24 protein-coding genes and 1 pseudogene are annotated in these 26018 nt (G+C 66.3%); 10 read left to right on the forward strand and 15 right to left on the reverse strand.

The features are described from left to right. Positions 1-13: 13 nt before the first annotated feature. The 4 genes from SB4_RS13565 to SB4_RS13580 are packed head-to-tail and all read right to left on the reverse strand — an operon-like array spanning position 14 to position 4614. Positions 14-2155 carry a GumC family protein gene (locus SB4_RS13565; protein WP_082670174.1) on the reverse strand — a complete coding sequence of 714 codons (2142 nt, stop codon included), beginning with the start codon at positions 2153-2155 and terminating at the stop codon, positions 14-16. A gap of 25 nt (positions 2156-2180) precedes the next feature. After that, positions 2181-3503, reverse strand: coding sequence for an outer membrane beta-barrel protein (locus SB4_RS13570; RefSeq protein ID WP_058752984.1), 1323 nt, complete (start codon positions 3501-3503; stop codon positions 2181-2183). A 33-nt stretch (positions 3504-3536) separates the two neighbouring features. Beyond that, entirely contained in the window at positions 3537-3974 is a 438-nt protein-coding gene (locus SB4_RS13575) for a hypothetical protein (RefSeq protein WP_082670175.1), read from the reverse strand. A 58-nt stretch (positions 3975-4032) separates the two neighbouring features. Beyond that, the gene (locus tag SB4_RS13580) at positions 4033-4614 is read right to left on the reverse strand and encodes a polysaccharide biosynthesis/export family protein (protein WP_058716609.1); all 582 of its coding nucleotides are present in this window, start codon (positions 4612-4614) and stop codon (positions 4033-4035) included. Positions 4615-4755: 141 nt separating this feature from the next. Between SB4_RS13580 and SB4_RS13585 the strand changes: the two genes are divergently transcribed. Further along, positions 4756-5124, forward strand: coding sequence for a hypothetical protein (locus SB4_RS13585; protein ID WP_058752986.1), 369 nt, complete (start codon positions 4756-4758; stop codon positions 5122-5124). Between the two features lie 17 nt (positions 5125-5141). On the opposite strand, the gene SB4_RS13590 is transcribed toward SB4_RS13585, so the two are convergent. After that, positions 5142-5600 (reverse strand): PilZ domain-containing protein, encoded by a 459-nt coding sequence (locus SB4_RS13590; RefSeq protein ID WP_153006217.1) that lies wholly within the window; start codon positions 5598-5600, stop codon positions 5142-5144. 400 nt (positions 5601-6000) lie between these two features. On the opposite strand from SB4_RS13590, the gene SB4_RS13595 reads away from it, so the two are divergent. From SB4_RS13595 to SB4_RS19645, 3 genes are all read left to right on the forward strand, one after another. Continuing rightward, entirely contained in the window at positions 6001-7392 is a 1392-nt protein-coding gene (locus tag SB4_RS13595; RefSeq protein WP_058752988.1) for an exopolysaccharide biosynthesis polyprenyl glycosylphosphotransferase, read from the forward strand. A gap of 121 nt (positions 7393-7513) precedes the next feature. After that, positions 7514-7738 carry a hypothetical protein gene (locus tag SB4_RS19640; RefSeq protein WP_153006218.1) on the forward strand — a complete coding sequence of 75 codons (225 nt, stop codon included), beginning with the start codon at positions 7514-7516 and terminating at the stop codon, positions 7736-7738. A gap of 576 nt (positions 7739-8314) precedes the next feature. After that, positions 8315-9043 (forward strand): transglutaminase-like cysteine peptidase, encoded by a 729-nt coding sequence (locus SB4_RS19645; protein ID WP_193753824.1) that lies wholly within the window; start codon positions 8315-8317, stop codon positions 9041-9043. Between the two features lie 13 nt (positions 9044-9056). Here the strand turns inward: SB4_RS19645 and SB4_RS13605 are convergent, their stop codons facing one another. Next, positions 9057-10034: an NAD-dependent epimerase/dehydratase family protein gene (locus SB4_RS13605; protein ID WP_058752990.1), complete on the reverse strand. Its 978-nt coding sequence runs from the start codon at positions 10032-10034 to the stop codon at positions 9057-9059. 5 nt (positions 10035-10039) lie between these two features. Beyond that, positions 10040-10810 (reverse strand): competence/damage-inducible protein A, encoded by a 771-nt coding sequence (locus tag SB4_RS13610; RefSeq protein ID WP_058752991.1) that lies wholly within the window; start codon positions 10808-10810, stop codon positions 10040-10042. Between the two features lie 50 nt (positions 10811-10860). On the opposite strand from SB4_RS13610, the gene map reads away from it, so the two are divergent. Both map and SB4_RS13620 read left to right on the forward strand, forming a co-directional pair. Continuing rightward, positions 10861-11688, forward strand: a complete 828-nt coding sequence (map, locus tag SB4_RS13615; protein WP_058752992.1) for a type I methionyl aminopeptidase — start codon at positions 10861-10863, stop codon at positions 11686-11688. A gap of 7 nt (positions 11689-11695) precedes the next feature. After that, positions 11696-13207 carry an ABC1 kinase family protein gene (locus SB4_RS13620; protein WP_058753004.1) on the forward strand — a complete coding sequence of 504 codons (1512 nt, stop codon included), beginning with the start codon at positions 11696-11698 and terminating at the stop codon, positions 13205-13207. Here SB4_RS13620 and SB4_RS13625 read toward each other — a convergent pair. After that, positions 13204-14145: a hypothetical protein gene (locus SB4_RS13625; RefSeq protein WP_058716618.1), complete on the reverse strand. Its 942-nt coding sequence runs from the start codon at positions 14143-14145 to the stop codon at positions 13204-13206. The genes SB4_RS13620 and SB4_RS13625 overlap by 4 nt on opposite strands. A 96-nt stretch (positions 14146-14241) precedes the next feature. On the opposite strand from SB4_RS13625, the gene purL reads away from it, so the two are divergent. The 3 genes from purL to SB4_RS13640 all read left to right on the forward strand — a co-directional run bounded on the left by purL (position 14242) and on the right by SB4_RS13640 (position 18195). After that, on the forward strand, positions 14242-16467 hold the full coding sequence (gene purL / locus SB4_RS13630) for a phosphoribosylformylglycinamidine synthase subunit PurL (protein ID WP_058752993.1): 2226 nt from the start codon (positions 14242-14244) through the stop codon (positions 16465-16467). Between the two features lie 239 nt (positions 16468-16706). Beyond that, positions 16707-17945: a DUF418 domain-containing protein gene (locus SB4_RS13635; RefSeq protein ID WP_241488617.1), complete on the forward strand. Its 1239-nt coding sequence runs from the start codon at positions 16707-16709 to the stop codon at positions 17943-17945. Positions 17946-18024: 79 nt separating this feature from the next. Next, the gene (locus SB4_RS13640; RefSeq protein ID WP_058716653.1) at positions 18025-18195 is read left to right on the forward strand and encodes a (2Fe-2S)-binding protein; all 171 of its coding nucleotides are present in this window, start codon (positions 18025-18027) and stop codon (positions 18193-18195) included. A 6-nt stretch (positions 18196-18201) separates the two neighbouring features. On the opposite strand, the gene SB4_RS13645 is transcribed toward SB4_RS13640, so the two are convergent. From SB4_RS13645 to SB4_RS13670, 6 genes are read right to left on the reverse strand one after another with little or no spacing between them, the layout of a single operon-like run. Continuing rightward, a complete protein-coding gene (locus SB4_RS13645) occupies positions 18202-19068 on the reverse strand; it encodes an RDD family protein (protein WP_058752994.1) in 867 nt (288 codons plus the stop codon). Further along, the gene (locus SB4_RS13650) at positions 19046-20068 is read right to left on the reverse strand and encodes a stage II sporulation protein M (RefSeq protein ID WP_058752995.1); all 1023 of its coding nucleotides are present in this window, start codon (positions 20066-20068) and stop codon (positions 19046-19048) included. Before SB4_RS13650 ends, SB4_RS13645 begins: the two co-directional genes overlap by 23 nt. Further along, positions 20065-21375, reverse strand: a complete 1311-nt coding sequence (locus SB4_RS13655) for a DUF58 domain-containing protein (RefSeq protein WP_058752996.1) — start codon at positions 21373-21375, stop codon at positions 20065-20067. The genes SB4_RS13650 and SB4_RS13655 overlap by 4 nt, the downstream gene beginning before the upstream one ends. Further along, the gene (locus SB4_RS13660; protein ID WP_058716623.1) at positions 21372-22328 is read right to left on the reverse strand and encodes an AAA family ATPase; all 957 of its coding nucleotides are present in this window, start codon (positions 22326-22328) and stop codon (positions 21372-21374) included. The genes SB4_RS13655 and SB4_RS13660 overlap by 4 nt, the downstream gene beginning before the upstream one ends. After that, complete coding sequence (locus tag SB4_RS13665; protein WP_058752997.1) at positions 22325-23542, reverse strand: hypothetical protein; 1218 nt, start codon at positions 23540-23542, stop codon at positions 22325-22327. Before SB4_RS13665 ends, SB4_RS13660 begins: the two co-directional genes overlap by 4 nt. Further along, positions 23539-24270 carry a DUF4129 domain-containing protein gene (locus tag SB4_RS13670; protein ID WP_241488618.1) on the reverse strand — a complete coding sequence of 244 codons (732 nt, stop codon included), beginning with the start codon at positions 24268-24270 and terminating at the stop codon, positions 23539-23541. Before SB4_RS13670 ends, SB4_RS13665 begins: the two co-directional genes overlap by 4 nt. A 123-nt stretch (positions 24271-24393) precedes the next feature. Between SB4_RS13670 and SB4_RS13675 the strand changes: the two genes are divergently transcribed. Continuing rightward, on the forward strand, positions 24394-25203 hold the full coding sequence (locus SB4_RS13675) for a hypothetical protein (RefSeq protein WP_058752998.1): 810 nt from the start codon (positions 24394-24396) through the stop codon (positions 25201-25203). A 16-nt stretch (positions 25204-25219) separates the two neighbouring features. Here the strand turns inward: SB4_RS13675 and SB4_RS20050 are convergent. Continuing rightward, positions 25220-26018: pseudogene (locus SB4_RS20050) on the reverse strand (hypothetical protein); the annotation flags it as partial.

Here is a 26018-nt window from a genome sequence, read left to right on the forward strand (position 1 = left end):
GGGACTTTGGTCGTTATTCGGCGCGATAGTATTCGGCATATTTCTTGGAATAATAGAGCGCACCGTATGCTTCGACCGAGCGGTCGACCATGGTCAGCAACGCTCCCGTGACAGGCGCCTTGTCGCGGGCCAACCAGTTCAGCCCGGTCGCGATAGCATTGCGCGGTGTGGCATTCCACTTGATGACCATCAACACGGCGTCGGACAGCATCGCCACCGTGCGGGCATCCGCGACACCGAGCAGCGGCGCGCAGTCGAGCACGATCCGGTCATAGGCCCCACGCACCTGGGTCAGCAGATCGGCCATCGCGTCGCCGCTGAACAGGTCCTCCGGACTGTAATTGGCCTGCGCGACCGGCAGGAGGTCGAGGCCCTCGACCTGATCCGCGACCACCGCCTCGGCCAGCGTGATGTCGCCGTGCAGCAGCTCGACCAGCCCGCGTTCGGGCGAAATGCCGGTCGCCTCGCGCAAGCCCGCGCGACGAAGGTCGGTGTCGATCAACAGGGTCTTCTCACCCGCCATCGCCATGATCCGCGCCAGCGAGAGTGCGCTGGTCGTTTTGCCTTCGTTGGGCAGGGTCGAAGTGATGGCGACCACCATCGGTCGCCCGCTGGACGCCGACGCCAACGAGCGGCGGGTAACGCGATAGGCTTCGGCGAACGAGCTCATCGGCTTGGCGATCACCTCGTCGGCCGGAGCCGCGTGACCACGCCCCAGACGCGGCACGGTCGCCAGCACGTCAAGGCCCAGCCGCCGCACATCGGCGATCGAGCGCAGCCCGCGCGACGTCAACTCCTGAAGACACACCACACCCAGCCCGGCGAGCAGCGCGCCCACGAAAGTGGCGGCCAACAGCATGCGCTTGTTCGGCTTGCTGGGGCTGCTTGGCGGGGTCGCGTTCTCGATCACCTGCGCCTGCGACAGCGAGCTGCTGGCCGCCTGATCGCTGGTCTGCGCCTGTTGCGCCAGCCGGTCATAGGCTTGCTTGCTCGAATCCGCCTGACGCTCATAGGTCTCGGCCATGGCCGAGGCGCGCGTCGTCTGGGCCTGACGGCCGCGAAGGACGTTCAGATTGGCCTGCAGGCTGGCGGCACGGGCCGACGCGGCGCGGGCTTCGCTTTCCAGGCCGCCGATCACGCGGTTCGCCTCGTCCAGGATCTGCTGGTCGATGGTGCGGATCTGCTGCGCGATACGCTGCGTCTCGGGGTGCTTGGGGCCGTAGCGTGTCGACACCTCGCCCTGTTCGGACAGCAGCTGCGCACGCTGGCTGCGCAGGTTCTTGATGACCTCGGAGTCGAGCACGGCCGACACGGCGTCGATACCGCCGGTGCGGATCTGCGCCCGTGCCGCGGCGACCTTGGACGCCGCGGCGGCGGCATCCGACTGGGCCGTGGCGAGCTGCCCGGCGAGCGGGGCGATCTGCTGGTCGATGACGCTCGTGCTGCCACCGCCGGTCTGTACCACACCGCTGGCCGCGCGATAGGACGCCAGCCTCTCGTCGGCCGCCGTCGCCTGGGCGCTCAGGCTGCTCAACCGCTTCTGGAGGAACTCGGCCTGGCGGCTGGCGGTGCCGTTACGGCGCGTCAGGCTGGCGTCGATATAGGTCTCCGCAAAGGCGTTGGCGATCCGCGCGGCCTTTTCCGGGTTGGTCGAGGTGAAGCCGACCTCGACGATATAGGTCGCCTTTTCCCGCGATGCCGACATGCGGCCGAGCACGGCCTGCGCCACGGCCTCGGTACGGTCGGCGATCTGCGCAGGCGTCGCCCGGGCCCCGAGCGGCGGCATCCCCTTGGTGAATTCGGGATCGTTGAGCAGATGCTCGCGCGCCACCACGGCGGCGGCGATATCGTGCGAGCGCATGACGCTGACTTCGGTCTCGACCACTGACTGGTCGGGGATCGAGCTGGCCGCATCGGTGATCTGGCCCAGGGCCGCGCTCTTCGACGGATCGATCTTCACCCGCGCCGTCGCCTGGTAGCGCGGGGTCAGCATCATCGTATAGGCGGTGCCCAGCACCGCGATGGTGACGAAGGTCGCCGCCAGCGTGCGCCAGCGCAGTCGCAGGATTTCCAGCACCTGGCGGTACATGGACGAAAGAGTCTCGGGCTCTCCCCCGGTCGGGGAAGGCAGGCCGGTATGGGCCGTTACGTCCATAAAATGTCCTCGAATGCTACGGGGCTCAGGGGTGGTAGGAGATGCCTATCAGCGCCTTGGCCTGGGACAGTTCCGGCCCCGCCAGGGGGCTGTTGGTGGTGCGTCGGCCGTAGAAGAGCTGGCCGTTGATCGACAGCTGATGGTTGACCAGATACTGTCCGCCCGCCGACGTACGGAACGACGTGGCACGTCCCGAAAAGTCGCGGTAATCGTCGAATTCCAGATCCGCGCCGATATTGACCAGCAAGTTGCGCAGCAGCTCGTGATCGATACGCAACGCCGCATTGGTCGCGAAGAAGCCGCTGGTGCCGATCAGGCTGGCATCGTCCACCTCGCGCCGCCCCGACAAGGTGACGGTGGTCAGCTGCGACGGGAAATACTCGATCTTCCCGTTGAACGACAGGCCCGCGACCGTGCGATACCGGGCGGCCTCATATTTGCGGTTGATGTAACCGACGCCGATGCTGCCGCGCAGAAGCTCGCTGAGATCGGTCGACAGACCCGCCAGCGCCTGAACCTGGTTGGACGAACGGTTGGGAATGCCCGGGAAGAGCTCATTGCGGTAGCTGGTGTTGGTATAGACCAGTTCGCCGAAGACGCCCGTGTCCGGGGTCAGGCCATATTCGGCATGGCCGATCGCGCGCGCAATGCCGCGATTACGGCTGCTCTGGCTGAACGGCGTGCCGTCGCTGGCGGTCACCGTACGATAGGCGAAGTCGGTATAATCGCCCGACAGGACGGTCCGCAGCCGGGTGAAGCGGAAATCCGCCACCGCGCGGGCAACCGACATCTGGATCGGCACAGAACTGCGCACATTCTGGATCGCCGAACCGGAGAACTGCGATTCGTAGATCTTGCTGGTGCGCGCGCCCAGCGTGACCGAATCGTCACCGCCGACGTCCAGGCGCCCCTGCGCCCCGGTCGTCCAGCCATTCTCGTCACGCGGCGACTGCTTGAGATAGCGCGTGATCGTGCCCGCACCATCGATCGCCAGGCTGTGCCGCGACCAGTTCGACAGGAGGTTCACGGACGGATTGACCGTGACCAGACCGTCCGCCGTCTTGTTGGTCTGCGCCTGATAGACGTTATTGTCGTATCCCGTCGTCACCGACAGCGCCGGATAGAGCGTAAAGCCCCCGGCGGGGATGCCGAGCGGCTGGAACAGCGGACGCTGGCGATCGAGCACGCTTTCGTTCCGCCCGCGACGATAGTCGAACGGGATCGCCGACTGGAAAGCGGGCGTGCCGATCATGACCGGCGGCGGCGGCGCCACCTGAGCAGAGGCGGGCGAAAACGCTACGACGCCCAGACCGGCGACGCAGGGAAGAAATTTGGAGGTCCAAGGCATGACAGCCCTCCGATAGGATGGGAGAGGTCTGCCTTACGGCCGACGCGAATAGTCCGACGTGCCGCCGCCGCCGCCCGAAGGACCGGCACCCAGCGACTGGGTGGACAGCGACTGGCGCTGGGCCAGCGCGCCGGTGCCCGCCTCGCCCTCGCCGCGCGCGACCTTCTGGGCATAGCCCTTCACGGAACCGGCGAACTTGGGCGACTGGCTGGCGACCTGGTTCAGGGCGGCAAGGACGACCGCGTTCGGCTGACCCGACTGCGATACCTGAAAGGCGATTGCGGCTTCGATGTCCGCCTTCGACGCGTTGGCGGGCAGTGCGGCCAGCGCCTGCTGGATCGCATTGGCCAGCGCGGTGACGGCTGCCGGATCGGCCTGCACGACCGCGGTCGGCGGCGTCTGCTGCGCCTGCGCTTCGCCCGCAACCATGAACCCAAGCGCCGCCCAGGCGGCCAACCTCGTTGCCGTCATAATTCCCCCTGTTTTGCCGTTAGGCCTGTAATTTCTAGAACTGCCGGTCCCCGACCGGTCAGAAATACCGTTCACCGATACGCAACGTGTCACCGGGCCTGATTTCCAGGCCATCGATATTGACTTCCTTCTCGGCGGACTCCCCGGCGCGCTTCAAATACACTTTCCGCTTGTTGGCGCGGTACGTGAACCCTTGCGCACGGGCGACCGCGTTCAACGCGGTCAGACCGTTGGAATAGGCATATTCACCCGGCTTGGTGACCTCGCCCAGAATGTAGAAGGGGCGATAGGTCAGCACATCCAGGCTGACCCGCGGTTCGCGCAGATAGCCGTCGGCAAGCTTGGCCTGAATGTCCGAAGCCACCTCACGCGGCGAACGGCCATTGGCGGGCACATCGCCGATCAGCGGCAGCGACAGCGTGCCATTGTCGCTGACCGTGAACTCCCCCGACAAGGTGGGTTCGTTATAAACGATCACCCGCACCTTATCGGCCGTACCCAGCCTGTAGTCGCCCGAAGATTCGGCGGCGGGACCCGCATCGACCTGTCGCGCTGGCGCCGACCCGCTGCCCGCCGCCGTCTGGGCCGTGGCAGGCATCGTGCAGCCGATGAGCAACAAGAAGAACCTGGCAAACCGCATGAAAATTCCCCCTGACGCGGCAAGGGATACTGTAGCCCCGTGGCAGCAGCAACAACGCAGGCGCAGCATCGTCCCATTCGTGGACAGTCGGCGCCATGTCGGCGCAATCGGCCTGCCCGGACCGCCGCTATAAGGGACGCCATGACTTGGCGATCTATCTATCGGCCGATATCGGCACTGCTGTTTGTGACGACCGCGACCATGGGTTTCGCCCAGTCGAACCGCCGCCCGCTCCCCGTGCCCGATGCCGAGATGACGGAGCCTGCCCGGGACACGCGCTCTGCCGATGTGCGCAAGCTGGAGATCGCGGCGGCGGCGAAAGCGCGCACCCTGCCCGCGCTTACCGCAGGGATGGCGCAGGTTTGCCGCGTTCAATCCTGGCAGTTCGCCCTCGTTCCACAGCTCAACAATGCAGTGCGGATGGACGTCTCCCCGACGCTGGGCCGAAGCGAGCAGGAATGCCTGCGCAGCGTCGTCTATGCGAGCCGCTATCATTTCAGCCAGCGCTAACGATTAACGACGCGCGCTCAGGCGAATTGCAGGACAACCTCGGCGAGACCAGCCCAGGTGCAAATCACCATCCCGGTCAGAACAGCCAGCGTAAGTCCGGGGCTGATCTTTGCCCGCGATAGCGGTCCCAGCATGATATTCGAACCGACAGCCTCGTCATCCTCGGCCAGAAGCAGTCGCGTGATCGCGCCCGCCGGCAATGCCTCGTCGAAACGACATCCATAGGCGCTGGCGGACCGCCAGATGATCCGGCCGCTGACCGCCCCCAGCCCGGCCATGTCGATTTCGACCAGCTGGCGCGGTTCGAGCTCCGCCTCGACGCTCAACGCACAACCTTCGCGCGCCACGTTGACGATGGTGACCGGCGACGGCGCCTGCCCGTCCCGCCGCAGCACGGCCCGCTGCCCGACATCAGTGCGAACATGAGTCCGGCGGTCGGGACGAGTAAGCGCGGCCTGATGTACGAGCTGTGTCATATCGAGACGATCCAACCATTATGGGGACGAAATCATGATGCCACGCGGCCGCTTAATAGCCCGTTAATCCGCGCCAATTTGGCTATCTCAATAATCAATGCCGCTATCAGCATTTTGGCGGTGACGCCTAAGATGCTCCAATAATGCCATTAATTCACCCCACCCCGACACGCTGAAGGTCCTGACCCAGGAACGAAGCCGCACTGGCGCACAGATGACGCTGCGACCCGGCCGCTGTCCCGGCCCCTCCTTTTTCGTGCGTTGTCGGGGTGTGGCTTTTGTAATAGCCCCAACGTCGGATGCTCCTGCGGGGGACGAAGAACCGTACTTCGAATGCGTCCAACGCTAGATCGCATGGATATATTGGAGCCTTTGGTTGTCCGAAGGGATTGAACATGTGGTGGAGCGCGCTGTCTTGCGGGTCGCAGGCGGCGGCATGGCGGATCGTGACGCGGAACGCGGACGGGGTCTGACGCCCTTCGCCCTTCGACTGCGTCTCACCTTCCTGCTGATGGGCGTCGACCTGATCGCCTTCATGCTCGCCTTTGCGATCATCGAGCCGTTGAAGACGCTGGTCGGCAGCTGGTTCTCGGTCATGGCGATCGCGATGCCGATCTATATTGGCATGGCGATGGGCACGAGGGCCTATGGCGGACATGCCTTGCGTGCCCGGGCGGGCAGCCTGTCCGCTGCGGTGCGCGCGGTGATCTTCACCTTCGCTATCCTGTTCCTGATCTCCTATTTCTTCCGGGTGGAGCAGCAGATATCGCGACTGGCCCTGGCCAGCGTGATGGCGTTGACCGTCGCCCTGATCGTCGCCGGTCGCCTGACCTTCCGATCCGTCATCGCGCGGATCTGGCCGACCCAGATCTGGCGGGAACTGGTGATCGTCGACGGCGTGGAGGCGACTGATGTCCCCGGTGCCCAGATGATCGACGCCGCCACGATCAACCTGGTGCCCGACCTGCGCGACCCCGCCATGTTCAACCGGTTCGCCGCGCTCCTGCACGGCATCGACCGGGTCGTCGTGATCTCGACCGCCGAGCGTTACCAGAACTGGGCGATGATGCTGAAGGGCGGCCACGCGCAGGGCGAGATCGTGGTCGACACGCTCGGCCGGTTCGGTGCGATCGGTCTGGGCAAACTGGGCCAGTACGATACGGTCAAGGTGGCCGCCGGTCCGCTCGACGTGCAGCAGCGCCTGTTGAAGCGCACTTTCGACCTGGCGCTCTGCGTTCCGATCATCGTCGCGCTGGCACCGATCCTCATTCTGATCAGCGTGGCGATCAAGCTCGACAGTCCCGGCCCCGTCTTTTTCCGGCAGCGGCGGATCGGGCGCAACAACGCCTATTTCGACATCATCAAGTTTCGCTCGATGCATGTCGCCCAGGCCGACTCGCAGGGCGCGCGCTCGACCCAGCGACAGGACAAGCGCGTCACCCGCGTCGGCCGCCTGATCCGCAAGACCAGCATCGACGAGTTGCCGCAGCTCTTTAACGTCCTGGGCGGCTCGATGAGTCTGGTCGGTCCGCGCCCTCATGCCCTGGGCTCGCTGGCGGGGGACCGGCTGTTCTGGGACGTCGATGAGAGCTACTGGCATCGCCACGTCCTGAAACCCGGCATCACGGGCCTGGCGCAGGTGCGAGGCCTGCGCGGCTCGACCGTGCTGCGCGAGGACCTGACGAAGCGGCTCCAGTCCGATCTGGAATATGCGTCCAACTGGTCGCTGTGGCGCGACATACGCATTCTGTTCATGACCTTTGGCGTCGTCGTTCACCACAATACCTATTGAGGCGGGACGGCGCTTCGCTCGGCCGCAGGCGGAGCGACATGCAGATTTTGTCATGATATCTTAAAAGGCCGGAAAGCGTGTCCGTTCTATAAGCGACGGCCCCACGCACAAGGTTATCGCAATGCCCGACGTTCAGCACCGCGCGGCGACTGTTTCTGCGACGCGGCCGGTCTTTTCCGGGCCATCCCGGTCCATGAGCGTCGACAGGATTGATCGCCGGCTCAGCGACATCGACCTGCTCGATGGCATCCGCCAGATCAGCCCCGCGAAGGTCGCGACCATTCTTGGCCTCGCCATCCTGTGCTGGACGCCCATCGCCGCGATCCTCGTCGACCTGCTCGGATAAACCCTGGGTCGCGCTGTCCGATCCGCATCCGCTGTGTCGACAGCTCGCGGCGCGACCTGCGAAAATGGTGAATGACGGTTAAACCTTTCCCCTGAACCTGCACGCAATGGCTGATCCGCCACGGTCTCTCTCGATTTCGAGGAGATCGGCATGGTTTCATTATCTGCCCGAACGACGACGCAATCCGCCCTGCTGACCCTGGCGGTGGCGACGCTGTGCGCGAGCGAGGCGCAGGCCAAGGATCTGCCCGGTGGCTTCATTCAGCCGGGCCAGGCGACCGCGGCGCCGCGTGGCTTTGTCGAGATGTGCGAAAGCGGAACCGAACCCGGCTTTTGCTCGCCCACCCGATCAGTGGTGGCCAGCGCCGCCCTGGTGACGGCAGGCTTGAGCGAGCGGGCAGGCGGTAGCGCCCTACGTTACCCTGCCCCCTCGTCCGATATGACGTCGGAGCTGCCGATCTTAGGACCTGCTTCACTGACGCCCGCGCCGTGTCCGCCTCCGCCGATTGACCCGCGATTGGGTCTAGGCCCAAGGCTGAACACGCGACTGACTGTCTTTCACGATAGTGCAGATTCGATGGCGCACGACTGTCCGGCGGCCGCCCCTTCTATGCCGAGCGCCGCCACCGCGTGGCAGAGCTTCACCCCGCCCGATCTCTTGCACGCGGTTGCGCGGCCAGAGCGACGCGTCGAAGACCTTGCCTTGTTCCCGGAACGCTCCACCGAACGACCGTTGAACGCGAGCCTGTGGGTTCGGCCCGCCCCTTGCGCGCCCGGTGCGATTGCCAGCATGCTGTCGGCGGTCTCGACGCAGCTCTGTTCGTTTACCCTGCCCGAAACGCCCGCACCGCCCCCTTCGGTGCCGGACACGCCCATGGCACCCCCCTCGTCCACGGCCCTGCCGGAGGCGGAGCTGAGGGCCATGCTCAAACAGGTGAACCACCATGTGAACAGCCGGGTTCGCCAGCGCACCGATGCCGAAATCTATGGCGTTGGCGAACTCTGGCGGCGGAGTGGCGACGGCAGGAACGCGGTCGGCGATTGCGAGGATCTGGCCATCGAAAAACGGGCCGAGTTGATCGCTGCGGGCTTTCCGCCGGATCGACTGGCCTTTGCCGTCGTCTATTCGCGCGATGCGGGCCTGCACACGGTGCTGGTCGCGCGGACCGAGGTTGAGGATGTCGTGCTGGACGGCCGTTCGCCCTATGTGACCAACTGGTCGAAGGTCCCGTATAGCTGGATCAGCGTTCAGTCGATGAACGACCCGATGCTGTGGTACGCGCCCGCCCGCGCCCAGGCCGCGTGACCACGGCGCGCCGTCACACGCCGTAATAGTCCCTGTACCAGCGGACGAAGTGCGCCAGACCCTCGGCCAGATCGGTCTGGGGGTCATAGCCGGTCAGCGCGTTCAGCTTCGACACGTCGGCATAGGTCGCGGTCACGTCCCCGGGCTGCATCGGTTTCATGATCTTCACCGCCGCGCGCCCGATCGTCCGCTCCAGCGTCTCGATCATCGTCATCAGCCCGACGGGCGTGCTGTTCCCGATATTCATCAGGCGATGATCGCCGCCCTTTGGCGGGTGGTCCAGCGCACCGACGATCCCGTCGACGATGTCGTCGATATAGGTAAAGTCCCGCGCCATCCGGCCCTCGCCGAATACCTCGATCGGCTCGCCCGCGACTATCTTTCGGGTGAACGAGAAATAGGCCATGTCCGGCCGACCCCAGGGTCCATAGACGGTGAAGAAGCGCAGCCCCGTCTGCGGAAAGCCGTAGAGTGTCGCATAGGACTGGCTCATCAACTCGCACGCGCGCTTGGTCGCGGCGTAGAGCGAGACAGGCGACACCGACGGCTCATCCTCGCTGAAGCCTGCGCCGCCCATCGACTTGTCGCCGTAGACCGAGCTGGATGAGGCGTAGACGAGGTGGGCAAATCCGGGCTGGTGGCGACAGGCCTCCAGGATGGCGAGATGCCCGGCCAGGTTCGACCGCTCATAATCGAACGGATGGTCGATGCTGTGTCGCACGCCCGCCTGCGCGGCCAGATGGACCACGCGCGTGATACCGTAATCGCGCATCAACGCCGCGATGGCTCCGGCATCGGCCACGTCCATCCGGTGGAATGCAAAGCCCGCCTTGCCATCCAGACTCGCCAATCGCGCCTGTTTCAGGGCCGGGTCGTAATAATCGTTGAGGATGTCGACGCCGACGACCGTTTCGCCGCGCGCGAGCAGCCGATGGGCCGTGGCGTGGCCGATAAAGCCAGCCACGCCCGTGACCAGAACCGGTGCCGCCATCGGCGTCAGATTCCCCCCGACACGACGTCATGCCCCTGCGCCTCCAGCGCAGCGGTCAGGTCGTTCAGGCAGGTCTCCACCTGATCGGGATCAGGGCTGCGCACGACGAAATTGGCACCCGTCCGCCCCTCGCGGAAAAAGGGATAACTGCCGATCGCCACGCCATCATGCGCCTTTTCCGCCGTGCGCAGCAGGTCCGCGACCTCGCTTTCGCCGACCCAGCAGCCGATGGTGCCCGACACCACGGGCCGCCCGCCCTCCAGCGTGCCGGTCAGCGCATCGAGCATCCCGGCGGTGATGTGCGGCACCCCCGCCATGATAAAGATATTGCCGACCCGGATACCCGGCGCGCCCGACACGCGATTGGCGATCAACGAGGCCCCCTCGGGCGTCCGCGCCATCCGCGCGCGGGCGGGCGTGACGCCGCCACGATCGACATAATAGCGGTCTAGGATCGCCCGCGCCTCGGCATGTTCGATGACGGGCACCCCCAGCGCCTCGGCAATGGCATCGACCGTGATGTCGTCATGCGTCGGCCCGATGCCGCCCGTGGTGAACAGATAGTCGTTGCGCACACGCAGCGTGTTCACCGCCTCCACGATCGCCTCGGTCCGGTCGGCGACGACGCGCACCTCCGCCAGCCGGATACCCTGTACGTTCAGCCATGCGGCGACCTGGGCGACATTCTTGTCCTGGGTACGGCCCGACAGGATTTCATCGCCGATGACGACCAGTGCGGCGGTCCAGATACGCTCGGGGGCGGAAGCGGATGTCATGGCCCGGACATAGCCTCGCAAAACCGGCGACGCCACGCTATATCGCGCGCATGACCGATTATGTGACCGTTTCCGCCGACGCGCCCCAGGGGCGGACCGGCGCGATCAAGCTCTGGGGCCGCGAGGCGTTCGACGGCATGCACAAGGCGGGCCGTCTGGCCGCCGAAACACTGGACATGCTGGTGCCGCACATGGTGCCGGGCGTGTCCACGGCCGAGATCAACCGGCTGATCCACCAGTTCATTGTCGAGCGCGGCGGGGTTCCCGCGACGCTGGGCTATCGCGGCTATGCGCATTCGACCTGCATTTCGATCAACCATGTCGTGTGCCACGGTATTCCGTCGGAAAAGACGCTGAAGGCGGGCGATATCGTCAATGTCGACGTGACCCCGATCGTCGATGGCTGGCACGGCGATACCAGCCGCATGTACCTGATCGGCGACGTGCCGCTAAAGGCGCGAAAGCTGGTCGAGGTGACCTATGAATGCCTGATGCTGGGTATCGAGCAGGCCAAGCCCGGCAACCATATGGGTGATGTCGCCCACGCCATTCAGCAGCATGCCGAAAAGCACCGCTACGGCGTGGTCCGCGACTTCTGCGGCCATGGCCTGGGCCTGTTGTTCCATGACGCCCCCGAAGTCGTCCATGCCGGTCGCCCCGGCACCGGTCCCGAGCTGAAGCCCGGCATGATCTTCACCATCGAACCGATGATCAATATCGGCCGCCCCGATGTGAAGCTGCTCGACGATGGCTGGACGGCGGTGACGCGCGACCGGTCGCTGTCGGCGCAGTTCGAGCATTCGATCGGTATCACCGAAGAGGGCTGCGAAATCTTCACGCTCAGCCCGGCGGGCTTCACCCAGCCGCCCTACGCCTGAGGCCATGATGCTGGGCGCGATCCGGGTGGCGGCGCGGGACCGCGCCCGGCTGGCCGAGGTGATTGCGACCACCTCGCGCTTCGGCCTGGATGTCCTGCTCGCGCGGCTCGGGCTCGATGCCGCGCGGCGCGATCCCGATGCGCTCCCCTTCGACCTGCCTGCCCGGACTCGGCTGGCGATGGAGGCGCTCGGCCCGGTCTGGGTGAAGCTGGGCCAAATCCTGGCGACGCGCGCCGACCTGCTGCCGCCCGAATGGATTGCCGACTTGGAACGGCTGCACAGCGCGGCGCCGCGCCTGCCCTTCGACCAGCTTCGCGAACAGGTCGAGGCGGCGCTGGGCGAATCGCCCGAAACCGCGTTCGCCCGCTTCGACGCCGAGCCGCTGGCCGCCGCCTCGATGGCGCAGGTCCACCGCGCCACGCTGGCCGACGGGACAGACGTGGTGTTGAAGATCCGCCGTCCCGGCATCCGGGCGGTCATGGAAGCGGATCTGCGCCTGCTCACCCAACTGGCCTCGATGGTCGAGGCGACCAACGCCGAAGCACGTCGCTATGGCGCGGTCCGCATGATCCGCGAGTTGGGCCGCGATATCCTCGAAGAACTCGACTTCACCAACGAAGGCCGCAACGCCGACCGGCTGCGGGAGGATTTCTCCGGTGACCCGCGTGTCGTCGTCCCGGTGATCCACTGGGCCTATAGTTCCGAAACCTTGCTGGTCATGGATTTCGTCGCAGGGGTGCCGCCGCGCGACGCGGCCACGCTGCGCGATGCGGGCATCGATCCCGCCGCCATCGCCTCGGCCGGGGCGGACATCGTGCTCGACATGACGCTGATCAACGGGCGTTTTCATGGCGATCCGCATCCGGGCAACCTGCTCTGCCTGCCCGGCAACCGGATCGCCATGCTCGACCTGGGCCTGATCGGCCATGTGTCCCCACGTCGGCGCGAGGAGGTGATCGCCTTCACCCAGTCGATCGCGAACAGCGACCCGAGCCTCCTTGCGGAAACGCTGAAGAACTGGTCGCAAACCGATGATATCGTACCCGAACGCTTTCAGGCGGTGGCCGACCGGCTGGTCGCGCGGCATGGCGGCGGGCCGATCCGGATGGCGGCGATGCTCGGTGATATCTTCCCCATATTGCGCCAGGAACGCATCGTCCTGCAGCCCGACATGCTGCTGCTGTTCAAGGCGCTCATCACCATCGACGGCGTGTTGAGCGGCATCCAACCCGACTTCGACCTGTCCGCCGCGCTGCGCCGGGCCAGCGCGCGGATCGTCGAGGCGCGACTGTCGCCCGAACGCTGGACCCGGCGCGCGGCCGCGCTGGCGCTGGAACTGGACCGGCTGGGCGACGACCTGCCCCGCCTGATCCGCGCAACCACCCGCAAGCTGGAAAGTGAAAATTCCGCCGTCTCGACGACAGGGGTCGAGGCGGCGATCCGCACCGGCGCGGGCTGGATCGCGGGCGCTCTGGTCATCATGGGACTAGCCATCGGCGTGGCGATGCGGCTCGGTTAGTTCAGCCGCTTAAGTTGGTCACCGAGGCCAAAAGGGTGACGGCGATACTCTACCCGCCAATGCGGCCCAGCCCGCTCCAGCATTTCCGCCTCGACCGCGCCATAAACATACAGCGCACCACGTTTCCATAGACCAAAGCCCTGCTCGCGAATGGCCCGAAGGCTGGTCGCCAATCCCGTCCAGCGGTCCAGGGCGTCATCACGCATCGCAGCATCGCCCTGCTGCGCCAAGGTAAGTTCGGTCCAGCGTGCCACGCCCTCCTGCCCGACTTGAAACTCGTAATAGCGCCGATCTTTGGCGCTCACCTGCGACAACGCCGCCTCTCGCGCCGCGACATAAGCCTTGGTCGCCGCACGGCGTTCTTGCCCCGACTTCGCCTTCAGAAAGGCCAGTCCGGCGTCCCCCATCTTCAAAAAGGCCGCTCCCACCTGGGCATCGGCATAGGGGAAAGGATAATTCAGCATCCAGCTACCATCGGTCGAGTTACTGGCCAGGCCCAATGCCGCTACGGCTTGCGGATAACCCGGTATCCGCGATTGATAGAGATGGAAGGCTTCATGAAGAACCGTGGCCTTCCAATAGGCTGGGCTCATCTCCAAGGTCTTTGGATCGCCGATGGCGATCGTCTCCCCGCCGGGAAAGAAGGCAGAGGCGGCTGCGAGATCGACGGGCAATTGGCGAGCGCGAGTTTGCATGGGACATTTCGTCAGCGGATCACGCCCGACCGCGACAAATCCCTTAACCGCGGCATGGCAGAAGAGAGTCTCGCGTTCCGATCCGATCAAAACGAGGTCGAGCGGCACGCGATCAAAACCCGGCCAAAGGCGATGTCCGGCACCTCGATAGATATGCTGCACATCCGCCAGCATGGCACGCTCGGATACCGGCGGCAGATCGCTCCCGCCGAGCGCCCATGCTATCATCCATGTCAGGATCATCGCGTGCCCCTCGTCAGCCGTCCCGTGGCGATCATGGCGCATCTTCCCCAACAGCGATAGTGACGAACCCGCGACACCACGTTAAAGGCGCGGGCCATGACCGAGATCACGCCCCAGATCGTCGCCGACCACGGCCTGTCCGAAGAAGAATATCAGCGCGTCCTGACCGCGCTGGGCCGCGAGCCGAACCTTGTGGAGCTCGGCATCTTCTCGGTCATGTGGTCCGAGCATTGCAGCTACAAGTCGAGCCGCATCCACCTGAAGAAGCTGCCGACCGAAGGGCCTCAGGTCATTTGCGGTCCCGGCGAGAATGCGGGCGTCATCGATATCGGCGACGGCCAGGCCGCCATCTTCAAGATGGAGAGCCACAACCATCCCTCCTATATCGAACCCTATCAGGGGGCGGCGACGGGCGTCGGCGGCATCCTGCGCGACGTCTTCACCATGGGCGCGCGGCCGGTCGCAAACCTGAACGCGCTGCGCTTCGGTCGGCCCGATCACCCCAAGATGCGCCATCTGATCTCGGGCGTGGTTCATGGCATCGGCGGCTATGGCAACTGCGTCGGCGTGCCGACCGTGGGCGGCGAGGTGAACTTCCACCCGGCCTATGACGGCAACATCCTGGTCAACGCGATGACCGTCGGCGTCGCGGATCAGGACAAGATCTTCTATTCGGCCGCCAGCGGCGTCGGCAATCCGATCGTCTATGTCGGCTCGAAGACCGGCCGCGACGGTATTCACGGCGCGACCATGGCCTCGGCCGATTTCGGCGAGGATGCGGAGGCGAAGCGGCCGACCGTGCAGGTCGGCGATCCCTTCACCGAAAAGCTGCTGATCGAGGCATGCCTGGAACTCATGGCGTCGGACGCGATCGTCGCGATCCAGGACATGGGCGCGGCGGGCCTCACCTCCTCTAGCGTGGAGATGGCGTCCAAGGGCGGCGTCGGCATCGAGCTGATCATGGACGACGTGCCCCAGCGCGAAGAGGGCATGACCGCCTATGAAATGATGCTGTCGGAAAGCCAGGAGCGGATGCTCATGGTGCTGAAGCCCGGCCGCGAGGATTTCGCCGAAGCCATATTCCGCAAGTGGGAGCTGGACTTCGCCGTCATCGGCCATGTTACCGAGACCGGCCGCATGGTCCTTCGCCACAAGGGCGAAGTGGTGTGCGATATTCCGCTGGCACCGCTGGCCGACGATGCGCCGCTTTACGACCGTCCGCATGTGCCGACCGAGGTTCCGGCCGCGATCACCTCGCCCGGTTGCCAGGACCCGGCTGCGGACCTGCTGAAGCTGATGGGCTCGCCCGACATCGCCTCGCGCCGGTGGATCTGGGAACAGTATGACCATATGGTCGGCGGCGATACGGTGCAGCGCCCCGGTGGCGACGCCGCCGTGGTCCGCGTCCATGGCACGCAAAAGGGGCTCGCGATGAGCACCGACTGCACGCCGCGCTATTGCTATGCCGATCCGGTAACCGGCGGCATGCAGGCGGTGGTCGAGACGTGGCGCAACATCACGGCGGTCGGCGCCAAGCCGCTCGCCATCACCAACTGCCTCAACTTCGCGAATCCACAGCGCCCAGAGATCATGGGCCAGATCGTCGGTTGCCTGGAGGGCATGAGCCAGGCGTGCCGCGCACTCGACTATCCGATCGTGTCGGGCAACGTCTCGCTCTACAACGAGTCGAAGGCGACCGGCGGCGGATCGGCGATCCTGCCGACCCCGGCGATCGGCGGCGTCGGCCTGATGGCCGACTGGTCCAAATCGGCGACGGTCGCCTTCAAGGGCACCGGCGACGTCATCGTCCTGATCGGCACGCCCAAGGGCGAAATCGGCCAGTCGCTGTGGCTGCGCGAAGTGCACGGGATCGAAGGCCGCGAGGCGGGGCCGCCCCCGTCGATCGACCTGGATGCGGAACGTCGTACCGGCGATCTGGTCCGCGAGGCGATCACCGCCGGTCACCTGACCGCCGTGCACGACGTCTCGGACGGCGGCATCGCGGTGACGGTTGCCGAGATGGCGCTTGCAGGCAATATCGGCGCGCTGATCCAGTTCCCGGAACAGGGCGAGGCCTGCCGCCAGCTCTTCGCCGAGGACCAAGGCCTGTACATCGCCACGGTCGAGGATACCGCGCTGATGGACTTCCTGGCGAACGCGCATCAGGCGGGCGTCGAGGTCGAACGGATCGGCCGCACGGCGGGCACGCGCCTGATCTTCGAGCGCGAGGACGGCGATTTCGTCGTGTCGCTCGACGATCTGCGCCGCGCCCATGAGGGCTTCTTCCCCGCCCTGATGGGCGCGGACGCCGCCCTCGCCTAACCCTCTGACGGAGCCTCGGCGGCGTGCCGAGGCTCCGCACAGTGGCCTAGAGTCGCTCCGCAAGCACCACGTCCAACACCAGCGGACTGCCGATCGTCGCCGACTGCTGCGCATCGCGAAAGGCATCGATCGGCGCATACAGGCGTGGCAACTCCCCTGATCTCCCTTTGGCTGGCTGCCATGGCGGTTGCATCACCCACGCCAGGCGGTAAGGCCACCGGCCTGAACGGAGCTTTCCCTTGGCCGACGGTCCCGACCCTATTCCGACACCCGTCGAGACCTCGCCCCGTGAGCGGCTGCTGACGCTGGACGCGCTGCGCGGGGTGGCGGTGATGGCGATCCTGCTGGCCAATCTGCCTGGCTTTGCGTTGCCCGGTCCGGCCTATTCCAATCCGTTGGCCTGGGGCGGCGCGCGCGGAGCCGATCTCGTCGCATGGGTCCTGACCGAGATATTCGTGAACGGGCGGATGCGCGGCCTGTTCTCGATGCTGTTCGGCGCATCGACCTTGCTGATCCTGACGCGCGCCGACGCGGCAGGCCGGAACGGCGCGGCACTGCACCTGCGGCGCATGGCGGTGCTGTTCCTGTTCGGCATGGCGCACCTGACCTTTATCTGGAGCGGCGACATCCTGGCGCATTACGCGCTGGTCGGTGTGATCGCGCTGGCCTTTGTCGGCCTTGGCGTTAGGCCACTGGTGCTGACCGCTATCGCCATGGCGGGCCTGTCGATGACGATGGCCGGACTGGAGTGCCTCGGGCTTTTCGAGGCGGCGGCGCGCGACACGCCGCAACGGCTGATGCTCTGGAACCTCTATCAGGATGCGTTCGGTACACCCGGCGCGGCGCGGCTGATGCCCGAGATCATGGCGATGCGGGGGCCGTGGACCGCCTCGACCGCGTTTCGGATCGCCCATAACGGCAACCCGCTGCTCGACCTGATCCAGATCGGCCCCGATACGCTCAGCGCCATGCTGCTGGGCATGGCGGCGCTGAAATCCGGTTTGCTGACTGGCCAGTGGTCGCGCGAACGCTATCGGCGCTGGGCCTTGTGGGGCTTGGGGCTGTCGCTCCCCGCCTATGCCGCCACCGCCACCGCGATCTGGTGGAGCGGGTTCGACGTGCGCATGGTGGCGCTCGGTGAGTTGCTGCTCGACACGCCGTTTCGACTGATCGGCACCATGGGTTATGCCGCGCTGATCCTGCTGTTGCTGCGCCCCGGCACGTGGTGGACGACGCGGATCGCGGCGGCGGGGCGCATGGCCTTCACCAATTATATCGGGACCAGCGTACTGATGACGCTGATCTTCTACGGCCATGGTCTGGGTCAGTTCGCACGGTGGGATCGGGCGAGTTTGTACTGGCTGATCCCGCCGGCCTGCGCATTGATGCTGCTATGGTCGAAGCCATGGCTCGAGCGGTTCGGCCAAGGACCTCTGGAGCGACTGTGGCGACTGGCAGCCAATGGAAACAGGCGATAATATTTGCAAACGCATCGCAACAGCCTTGCGATCCACTCTCATTAGCGCTACGAAGACGATGCTTCAGATGGAGAGCGCCTTGGTCGTCTGCGTATGCAATGCCATCCGGGAATCCCAGGTCCGCGACGCGGCACGGGCCGGATCGGTCACCCCCTGCCAAATGTATCAGGCGCTCGGTCGGCCGCCCAAATGCGGGCAATGTGCCGTGGTCGCCCGCGCCATCATCGACGAGGAGCGCGCCGCAGCCTGATGCGTCTTACCGCCCGGCCGCGCTGTACTTGTCGGCCTGACGCCGCCCCACGAGAAGACCACTCTCCAGCCGGGCGCACAGCGCGGCGTAATAATCGGCGAGAAAGGCATCGGCATCGCCATCATCGGCCAGCCCCGCCTTGCGCCGGATCGTCGCGGCAACCGCACCCCGCGCCTCTGCGTCACCGGTGCGGATGACGTCCTCCAGCGTCTGCAATTCATACACGCCGTAGAGCGCCAGTGCTGCATCGGAGAATGCGCGGCGCGGGCGGTGCGTATCGGCCACCAGGTCCGGGGCCAGGCTGTGCCGGACGGTCTGCACGACCCAGGTGCCCGCGACCAGATCGCCGACCCGCAACCGGTCGCGGTTGAACAGCGGAAAGAACAGGAAGATGCCGCTCCAGCACAGGGCGAAGATGGCCAGAAAGGCATCCGCCGTGCCCGACGCCGCCTGCTCGCCCAGAAAGGACAGGGGCAAGAATATCTCGATCTCGCGCATGGCGTTACGCGCCAGCACCGCCCCGGCGGTCAGCCGGGCGCCGTCACGCGCGATCACCCGCAGGCCCATCAGCCGCTTGCCCGGCGTCGCGCCGCGCCCGCTCATCTCGAAGAGCACGAACCAGCCATTGCGCAGGCAGAAGGCCCCGATCAGCCACAAGATGGCCGCGACGTCCGCGCGTGTCGCCTGGCTGAAGAGAAACAGCGAGAGGGTCGCCGCGATCAGCACGACGATCATCAACACCAGATCGATCAGGAAGGCCGCAGCCCGCGTTCCCGCCCCCCCCAGTTCGAGTTGAAGGTCGACACCCTCCGGCGTGACGAAGCTGCGTTTGAGCGTGTGCGGGGCTTTCTTAGTGCGGCGAATGAAGCGCATATCGCCTCCCGATCCCGTAATAATAGACCAGCCACATCGCCAGCACCGCCATGCCGATGCCCAGGCGCAGGCCGTCGCTCGTCACCACCTGTCGCCCGATGCCCTCCAGGATCGCCGCAACGCCGAGCATCAGGACGACCCCTGCCACCGCGATGGCCGAGGTTCGCCCGGCCGAAACCAGCGCCGCCATCCGGCTCCGTCGGCCCGGAAAGGCGATAGCCGTCCCGATCCGCATCCCCGCCGCACCCGAAATCATGATCGCGAACATCTCGGTCGTGCCGTGAATGGCCAGCCAGGCGAGGAAGTTCGGCCCCAGCCCCTTGTCGGCGAACACCGCGATCATCGCGCCCAGCGTCAGCCCGTTATAGACGATCAGCAGCGCAGTCGGCACGACAAAGGCGAAGCCCAGCGCAAAGGCGAAGATCGCGATCTGCGCATTATGGCCGAACAGGAAGCTGGCAAAGATGCCCAGTCCGCTTTCCTTGTTCTGATAAATCGTCGCGCGCAGGGCCTCGGCCGAGGCGCTGGGATCGCGCCCGCCCGCAAGGGCTTCGGGAATGACGCCGTAGAACCAGCTTGGATCGGCGCGGACCAGCCAGTAAGCGGCCAGCGTGCTCGCCACGGTCAGGAAGAGCATGACCAGGGTCTCGCGCCACAGGGACGCGACGGCGCTAGGCCAGCCCCGGGTAAAAAAGCCCGCCAGGTCGCGCCAGACCGAGTCCGACACGCCGTAAAGCTGGAAATAGGCCCGTGCGCACAGCTGCTCCAGATAAGCGATCAGCGCCCGGTCCAACGAGGTTTCGCGCGCGACCGACAGCGAAGACAGGGTCACCCGGTACAGGACGGGCAGCGCGAGCAGGTCGTCCTCCGACAGCACACGCACCGACCGCTTCTCGATCCGCTGGAGCAGCGCATCCAGCCGCGCCCACTCCTCTTCATGGGCGGCGCGAAAGCGGCTGGCATTGACCAGCGGCGGGGCGGCTTCGACGAAGGCGCTCACAACAGGCTCCGACGCTTGAGGTCTACATAACCCTCGACCAACCGCTCGGCGACCTCGTCATGCGGGCTTTCGATGACGTGCACGCCCAGATGGCGCAGGCGGAGCAGCAGCAGTCGCCGATCGCGCAGCAGCGCCCCCGCCGTTACCGCGCGGGTCACATCGGCCGGGGTGAAGGGCGCCGCCTCGACAAAGCCTTCGAGTTCGTCGTCGCGCAGCACCACGACCAGCACCAGATGCGTCTTCAGCAACCGCGCCACCGCCCGCACCAGGAAATCGGCCGAGGTCGGGTCGGTAAATTCGGTGAACAGAACGATCATCGATCGCCGCGTCAGCCGGGCGGCGAGCGTCGTCAGGGCAAAGGTATAGTTGGTCTCGTCCCCGCTATAGTCGATCCCCGCGGCCAAATGCTGAAGCTCCGGGAAGGCCGCCGACCCGCCGATGAACCCGCTGGCGACACGCGGCCGGGAGTCGAAGGCATGGAGCGCCACCCGGTCCCCGAGCTTGAGCGCCAGCCAACCAGTCAGCAAGGCCGCCGACACCGCCCGGTCCACGCGCGGGATGCCGTCGACCGGATCGGACATCTGCCGCCCTGCATCGATCGCAAACACGATCTGGCTGTTGCGCTCGGTTCGATACTCCTTGGCGAAGAGCTTCAGGTGACGGGCCGATTGTTTCCAGTCGATCGCGCGCCGGTCCATGCCCGACCGAAACTCGACCAGTGCGTCGAAATCGGTCCCGTCGCCGCGATCACTTTGAGCGAGCAGGCCCTGTACCGCATGACGCTGAAACACCTGCGCGCCGTAGCGGCGTACCGCCTCCACATCGGGCAGGATCGGCAGGCTGCGCTCCTCCTCGATCCGCTGTTGCCGCCATGTCAGGCCCAGCGGCCCGCTCCAGCGCAGCCACAGTGTCGGGAAATGCGCAGTGCCCCGGCGATGCGGGGTCAGCGACAACAGGCCCACACCCCTCCCGCCCTCGACCGCGATATCGAGCTGTCCTTCGTCGGCCCAAGTGACCAGCGGATCGCCCGCAACCGCCAACTGCACCGGCCCCCTCACAGGCCGTCCCTCGACCGTCAGCGCGACAGGCACCGCCAGCGGCACCCCCACGGCGGCGGAGCTCGGCAGTTCCATGACGGCCCTCGTCCGTGCCCGACCCAGCATCGCATCGACCAAGACGAGCAGCACCACGCCGATCGGCCAGCCCAGACCCGCATACCAGGTGGCCGGAAACAGCATCGCGACCAGCAGCGCGACCGGAGCACCGATCGCCGCCGACAGCACCGCCATGCGGGTCGGATAGATCAACGCGGCGCCTCGATTGTCTCGATGATCTGGGCGACGACATCCTCGATCGCACGGCCGCCGATCTCGGCAGCGGGCGACAGGATCAGGCGGTGGCGCAACAGCGCGGGTGCCAACGTCTTCACATCGTCCGGGATCACGAAATCGCGCCCGTCCAGCGCCGCTCGAGCCCTGGCCGCGCCCGCCAGCATCGCACCCGCGCGTGGCGAGGCACCACTCTCCAGATCGGCGACCCCGCGCGTGCCGCGGATCAGCGCCACGATATAATCGATCACCTCATCGACCAGCCGGACTTGGGCGACCGTCGCCACCGCCGCCTCGATCGTCGCTGCATCCGCCTTGGTCTCGACACCCCAGTCGACCGGCGACATGGCGGAGGGCCGTGCACCGTGTCCGGCGACGATCCGGCGCTCCTCCTCGGCGGTCGGATAGGGCACGATCTGCTTGAACAGGAAACGATCGAGCTGCGCCTCGGGCAGCGGATAGACTCCCTGCTGCTCGATCGGGTTCTGGGTCGCGACGACGGTGAACCGGCTGCTCAGCGCCAGGCTATCGCCGTCGATGGTGACGGTACGCTCCTGCATCGCCTCCAGCAGTGCGGCCTGCGTCTTGGGCGAGGTGCGGTTGATCTCGTCGGCGAGCAGCAGCTCGGTGAAGATCGGCCCGCGCGTCAGGGTGAAGGTCGAAGTCTGGAAGTTGAACAGGTTCGCGCCGATGATATCGCCGGGCATCAGGTCGGGCGTGAACTGGATACGCCCGAAATCCAGGCCCAGCGTCTGCGCAAAGCTGTGCGCCAGCAGCGTCTTGGCAGTGCCCGGCGGCCCTTCCAGCAGGACATGGCCGCCCGCGAACAGCGCGACCAGCAACAGGTCGACCGTGGTGTCGTGGCCGACCACCGCCTTGCCGATCTCGGCGCGGATCGCCTGCCCCAGCGCCTGGACCTCTTCAACCGTCACCGTGTCTTCTCCTGTTGCCATTGGTGCAGCGCCTGGGCGCTGGCGAGCATGTCGGCGGGATGCTGGGCCTGCGACGCCTCCGCGACCAGCGCGGTGAAGATCCCCTGCCCCTGCAAGCGGTCGAGATGGCGATCCGCCTCCGCATCGGTCAGGCGGCCCGGTACGCCGAAGATGGTCCGCGCCCGTTCGCGGATCAGGGCGGCGTAGCGCGGGCCCAGCCCGCCTTCCCGCCCCGCCTTGCGCACGATCCGCGCACTGTTGTCGATCAGTGCCGCCTTGCCGAAGGCGATGGCGCGTTCCGGCGGACGCTCCGGTCCGAAACGGACCATGGCCTGCCACCCGACGAGCGCCAGCGCGACGACGAGGGCCAGCGTCATGGCCAGGAAGGGCGGCTCGAAGGCGAGCTTGAGCGGGCTGCGCCCCCGCCCCAGACCGTTCAACGTCACGTTGAACGCGATCCCCTTGGACGCATTATCGCGCACGAAATCGAACACCGCCAGCGCCGCACGGGCGCGGTCCAGACGACGGATGCCGTGATTGTTCAGGATATCCGGGTCGGCCAAAATATAGGTGCTGGTCCCCTTAACCTGGCCCAGCACGATCCCACCCTCGTCATCGGTGACGATCGGGGTCAGCGCCTTCGACGTCATCACCTGCAGGGCGCGCGGCGCCGCGACGTTCAGCGCGGGCGGCGCCCAGACGACGGCGTGCAGCGGTCGGCCGCCGCTGGCATGGCGGGTGATGACGATCTCGGTCGCGGGGGCGAGGATGCGGGCCGGATCGAACGCCGGCAACAGGCCGGATTGGGTCACCCAGCCCTTGTGATCCTCATCGCCCTTCACCGCCCATTTGGGCAGAACGAGCAACGTCGCGCGCCCTTGCCGCCCAGCCATCAACTTGCTGACATCGACCATGCCGTGGTCGGGCGTCGCCACGACCAGGTCGTCGGTGTCCCACCCAGCCTCGGCCCGGACGATGCGCGGGTTGCGCCCGGTCGCGCGCGCCAGTTCCACGATGCCGGAAAAACCGGTCGCGGCATTCGACAGCGCATGGGTGCCGCCATTCTGCCCCGATCGCAGGTCGGGCGCATAGGCCCCGAGCAGCAACGACCCCGCAAAGCCGATAATGCCGATGACCAGCATCAGCACGATCGTCAGCGGCGAGAAGAGACGATCTGCGGCCCCGCGGCCTTTGCCCATCGCGATCTCGCTCATGCGCGCCACCGCTGCGGCAGGGCCAGATCGGTATAGGCGGCGCGGGCGACCGCCCAATCATCCGCCCCGACCGGCCGTCCGCCGAACAGGCTGCGCTCGACCAGCGCGGCGATGCTGGCAAAGAGCGGGCGCACCGCGCCGGGCAACAGGCTCGCCGACGCCAGCTCGCGGCTGGTCAGCGATGGTCGCCGCAAGGCGGGGCGGCGGCGGGCAATATCGTCGATCGAGTGGAAGAGCAGATAATGGATCGCCTCGGCAAAACGTCCCTCGTCGGCGAGGCGATCGGCCGCCGCCAGCCAGGCGCGGGCGGGAGCCGCGTCAGGCGTCCAGTGATCGTCGTCGGCCATGACAGCGGCTTCAGACGTCCGCCGCCCTCTCGGCAAGCGCCACTCGCCCGAGCGCAACCGCTCCACGATCATCCAGATCAGCGCGAGGACGATGATCGCGATCAGCCCCCAAAGCAGGATGCGGGCATAAGGGGCATCGGGCATCAGGCTGGTCAGCCAGCGCAGGAAGCGACCGATCGGCCGGAACAGATCGGACAGGAAGCGCCCCAGCGCCTTCAACCACTCCGGGGGCTCGGGCGGCTTGGGGGACGGGGGAAGCGTGAACTGGATCGACGGATCGGCGCGCAGCGCGGCATGGGCCGCAGCGACACGATCGGCCGCAGCCGCCTTCTGTTCCAATCCGGCGATGATGCCCTCCCAAGCGACGTCGCGGTACCCCACCCCGACTGTAGACGGAACGCCGACAGGTGCAATCGTATATTGTCGGAGTGCCGAGCAACGGGATGGGTGGACAGGGCGGACGGGCCTTGCCACCATGGCTAAGCACCTGAGGGGGGAGAGCATATGGCAAGTCAGGCCATCACGTCCGAAACACCGCACGGCCTGTCCGTCGGCAATGTTTTTTCACGCAGCTTCAACATCATCAAGGCCAACCCGGTTGCCACGCTGGGCCTGACCTTCGTCCTGATTGCCGTGCCGCAACTCATTACAGACCTGGTGATAGGGCCTGCCTGGCGAGCGGCTCAGGCGAATCAGGGGATGTACGTGGGCATCGGCCTATACGGCATCATCGCCGCCCTGCTCTGGCTGGTCGCCTATGGAGCGCTGATCCACGTCGCCATCGCCCACGATCAGGGGCGGAACGCAAAGGTCGCCGAGGTGCTGCGACTCGGGGTGACGCGCGCTCTGCCGTTGCTGGCGGTCGAGATCCTGTTCCTGATCGGGGTATGGCTCGGCACTATCTTCCTGGTGGTGCCCGGCATCATGCTGGCCGTCATGTGGTCGGTCAGCACGATCGCCATCGTGGCCGAACGTACGGGCATCTTCGGCGCGTTCGGCCGCAGCCGTGCGCTGACCAAGGGCGCGCGCTGGCGCGTCTTCGGCATCGGCCTGCTCGCGGTCGTGATCTATTTCCTCATCTCGCTGGCGCTCGGCATCGGCAGCATGGCCGCGAGCGGTACGCTCGGCGCCTTTCGCGGCCATGTCGAAGCCGCGGCGGTCCAGTCGCCGTCCATCCTGCTCCAGCTGCTGCAATGGGTCATCTCGGCGGCCATCATAAGCTGGGCCACGCTGGTCTTCGCGGCGATCTTCATCGAATTGCGCCATTGGAAAGACGGTCCCGACGTCGACCGCCTGACCGAGATCTTCGCCTGATCAGCAAGCGGCGCGCTTAGTCGTAATAATAGGGCGACCGGCGCGCCCAGACGGAGCGAGGATAGCGATCGTGCAGCAGGCGGAACGCCCGTTTGCCCAGATGATCATGATTCCCGCCCCAACGCGCAACCCGGATCAGGCGGTAGAGCGCCTCGGCCGCACGTGGCTCGGCCGGATGGGAGCGGACATAGGCGAGCATCTCGTCCCAGAGCGACCGGGCATAAGGCGGCGGGGCCTCTGGCGATCCATAGAGGAAATAGCGCCGCTCGGCCTGCGCCCGGCCGAGTCCCGCCACCGCGAAGCCGGGCAGATGCAGCGGAGCATGCCCTGGCCCGCACCGGGTCAGACAGATTAGATCCGCCGCCTCCTGCTCCGCGTCACCCGGCTCGCCGCCATAACCATAGGCATCGGGCAGATAGGCTCCCGGCGGCGGAACGCGCCCGGCCCGTGTCGCGCGTCCCGGCGGCAGGAGCAGCCAGTCCTCCCAATAACCGCTGAACTGCGGCTCCGTCCCTTCCGGCCGGGCGTAATCGGCGAGATCGACACGAAGGCTGGGAATCTTGGCCATGACGAAGGCCTCGGCAAAGCGCTTGGAGCTTCCCGCAGGCGTATGCGTGATCCGCCGCCAGTCGGTCGCCAATTGCGGCAGCAGCGTCTCCAACATCGCCGCCAATCGGTCGATGGCGGCATTGTCCTGCAACTGCACCGCGCGACCATAGCTGGTCAGCGCGAGGTCGAGGCGCAGTTCACGCGGGATGGCCTCGTCCCCGGCCAGCGTCATACGCTCGGCCAGCGGCAGCCGGTCGATGATCGCC

This window comes from Sphingomonas sanguinis (genome assembly GCF_001476905.1).
Taxonomy (GTDB): Bacteria; Pseudomonadota; Alphaproteobacteria; order Sphingomonadales; family Sphingomonadaceae; genus Sphingomonas; species Sphingomonas sanguinis_B.